This window comes from Microbacterium sp., from assembly GCF_030149085.1.
Taxonomy (GTDB): Bacteria; Actinomycetota; Actinomycetes; order Actinomycetales; family Microbacteriaceae; genus Microbacterium.
On sequence record NZ_JASBSF010000194.1, the window covers coordinates 1 to 3,095 of the forward strand.

At 65.5% G+C, this 3,095-nt stretch carries 3 protein-coding genes and 1 pseudogene; all 4 read right to left on the reverse strand.

Annotation, left to right across the window (positions count from 1 at the left end):
- A pseudogene (locus Q1V87_RS07765) lies at nucleotides 1-352 on the reverse strand (DNA helicase UvrD); the annotation flags it as partial.
- 33 nt (nucleotides 353-385) lie between these two features.
- A complete protein-coding gene (locus tag Q1V87_RS07770) occupies nucleotides 386-1,159 on the reverse strand; it encodes a winged helix-turn-helix domain-containing protein (RefSeq protein ID WP_300591583.1) in 774 nt (257 codons plus the stop codon).
- Nucleotides 1,143-2,363 carry a restriction endonuclease gene (locus Q1V87_RS07775; RefSeq protein WP_300591584.1) on the reverse strand — a complete coding sequence of 407 codons (1,221 nt, stop codon included), beginning with the start codon at nucleotides 2,361-2,363 and terminating at the stop codon, nucleotides 1,143-1,145. Before Q1V87_RS07775 ends, Q1V87_RS07770 begins: the two co-directional genes overlap by 17 nt.
- 14 nt (nucleotides 2,364-2,377) lie before the next feature.
- On the reverse strand, nucleotides 2,378-3,095 hold a 718-nt coding region (locus Q1V87_RS07780), incomplete at its 5' end, for an AAA family ATPase (protein WP_300591585.1).

The window sequence follows — 3,095 nt, forward strand, 5'->3', positions numbered from 1 at the left end:
CCACCGGGGCAACCTCGGGCGTCGTCGCGTCGATGATCTCGGCGACGTGCGTGACCGGATTCGTTCGCAGTACGCGGGTTCGCGCTCGTTCGATCGCCTCGTCGTGCTCGTAGGTTCCTGCATAGACGTACGTGCGCTCGCCCGCGTGGTCGAGGCAGAAGAGCACCGCACGCCAGGAGTCGTCGACTCGCCCCGTGCGTGCTCGGGGGTCCTTCTGCTGCTCGAGCTTCTTGATGCGCAGCCCGTAGGCACTGTCGTCCTCGCGAAGCTTCATCAGGAATGCAAGCACCTTTGCCTGCACGCTCTTGTCGAGCTTGTTGTCGTCCGTCTTGGAGAGTGTGACTTCGGGCACTTCGTCGGCTGTCCTTGATGATGCGATCGGATCTCAGGAGATGTAGTCGTCCCAGAGTTTGCGAAGTCGCGCGTTGGCGTCGGCTGCGACCCGGTTGCCTGACTGGAACTGGTACCGCCAGGCGACGTCGGGTACCGCCCGCTCGAGCTCGTCGCGGCTGAGGATGTCTTCCTCATTCACGAGCACATCGAACTCGACGTCGACATACCGAGAGGTCTCGCCGGGCCTCGCGAAGTGAACATCCTCGAATGGTTCTGACGTCACGACCCCGTGTCCGAGGATGCCGAAGGGACCGCCCTGGCGGAGAAGCCAGGCGTCCGTGCCGGGGGCCAGGTCGCGCCGATTGCCTACGGACCATCGGGTCTTGTACGTCGCGCCGGCCATCAGCATGTTGACGACGCCCTCGTAGGTCTCCTCCCAACCATCCCAGAGAGACCTGTTCCAGCCCAGGATGACGCCCTCGCGTTCGGACTCTTGACCTCGCGGCACCGCCAGAGGAATTGATTCACCGGCTGCGACTCGCTTTCCCAGGTCAGTGAGAATCCACACGCCTCGCTTTGGGTCCGGGCCCTCCTTGGCCGGGAAGAGAAGACCTCGTTCCACCAGCTTGAGTCGCGCGAAACGAACCTTGCTCTCCCACCGGAGTTCACCCGTGGGAACCCGGGACTCGCGGTCATCGGGTGTCAATTCCGGGAATGTATCTGCAAGCGGCTCGTACGACTGGGGGCCATGGATGCGCCCGCCGGGGTGCCGAGCGATGTACTTCAGCAGCTCGTCAGCGACGCGATCATCATGCGGGAACGCCATATGCAGTCCTTTCAACCACTGCCTCAAGCGGCATCGACGCCCAGTTGACAGCACACCCGATCGACGCGAGCATCTCGACCGGTGACAGCGACAGGTCCAGGGGCCACTCGCGGATCGTCACCGGCGAGTTCACTACGCGGCGATCCACGGGCTCGCCACCTTGGGCGTAGACGAGCACGGCGCGATCGAGCCCAACCGTCGTGCAGTAGGCGAGCATCTGGTAGAAGTCGGCGTTCGGATAGCGGCCGTCGCCGGCGGCGGCTTTGTACTTCGCGTCATAGACCATCACTGGCGCGGCACCGTCGTACTCCAGCAAGTCAATCGCCATCGGCACCCGGCTGACGCCGTCGCGCCGGACCTCGTCGAAGTGCCAGCGCTTCTGCGGCACGGCGCGACGGCCCCGTGCGGCAATGGCCTCGCGAAGCGCCACCGTGACGAAGTCTTCGAACACCTTCCACATCGACACGACGAACGCAGCGATCTCGACGCCGTCATCGCCCGCCTGCGCGGCTGTGTTGCGCAGCACGAGTTCAGCAAGCCGCAGCGCTGGTACGTACCGCGCGTTCAGCCGGGTCGGTCGCCATGTCGGCAGCGGCGCACCTCGGCGGAGCACAGCGACGCCGTCGAGCCGGTTGTCGAGATGCGATAGTCGCGCGGCGACATCCGGTCGCAGGCGGGGAACCGCCCGCATCCGTCGCAGGGCGGTGCGTAGGATGCGGTTCTCGGCGACGTCGGTCGTGTACTCGTCGTAGGCGATCTCTGTCGGCGAGATCTGGCCGGGATGCCGCCGCAATTGATCGGCGACACGGATGCGGCCACGCACCACGATCGACGACTCTTCGACGGTGCGGTACCCCTGCAGTACTCCCCCGAGCAACGCTCGCTCGCAGAGCCGTGCGAGCGATTCCGCGAGCGCAGGCCACAGTTCGTCGTACGCCTCGGCGTCGACAGCCTCGGGCCGGAAGCCTGGATCAGCGGCGTAGCCCAACATGAAGATGAGGTGAGCGAGCTTGACCTTCTCCTTCGGCCACACCTCGACCTGGAGATCACCGACGCGCACCGCGCCAACCCGACCACTCGGCTGCAGCACCGCCGAACCCGCCCCCGCCGGCACGATGTTGACGAGCCGTGAGCCCTGAAGTGCGCGTGACTGCGCCTCCGAGAGTCGGGCCGCGAACGGCTCGAACGACTCGGTCAGCGTCATTCTGCGCACGTCGGTCACGAGTCAGCCGGCTCCTCGGCTCCAGAAGTCCCGTCAACCGAGACGACGGCATCGGGCTGGAGGACGGCATCCACCGGGCCGACGAGGGTACCGTTCAGCCGCGCAAGCAGCGCGTCGAGCCCGAACTGTGCGCGGATCTGTTCGGGGGTGCGTGTGCCGTAGAAGTGGTCGTCAAGCAGCGGCAGGATGTCGTACTTCCAGATGCGCTCCAGCCCTGAATGCTCGCGTGCGGAGTGCTTCATGAGGTACGACGGCCCGATCTGCAGATCGCGCTCGTCGATACCGGAATTCAGCGCATTCAACAGCCGGGCGCGACGATCGTCGATACCCTGCGCCGCCAGGTACGCGGAAAGAACGCCCGACACCGGCTCGGCCGACGGGTGCAGTTCGACGAAGGGGAACCGGCGGCGGATGGCGGCATCCACCATCGAGATCGACCGGTCGAGTGTGTTCATTGTGCCGATGATGAACAGGTTCTTCGGCAGGCGGAAGTCACTGTCGCTCGAGTACTGCAGGCTGATCGACTGATCGCGGTACTCCAGCAGGTAGTACAGCTCGCCGAAGACCTTGGCGAGGTTCGCGCGGTTCATCTCATCGATGACGAGAACATACGGGCGGGACTCGTTTCCCGGCGTCGTGGCCGCGGCCACGAGCGGTCGTGGTGGCCCGGGGCCGGCCGGATAGGTGACGTGTCCGGCGTCGTCCGTCGGCCGC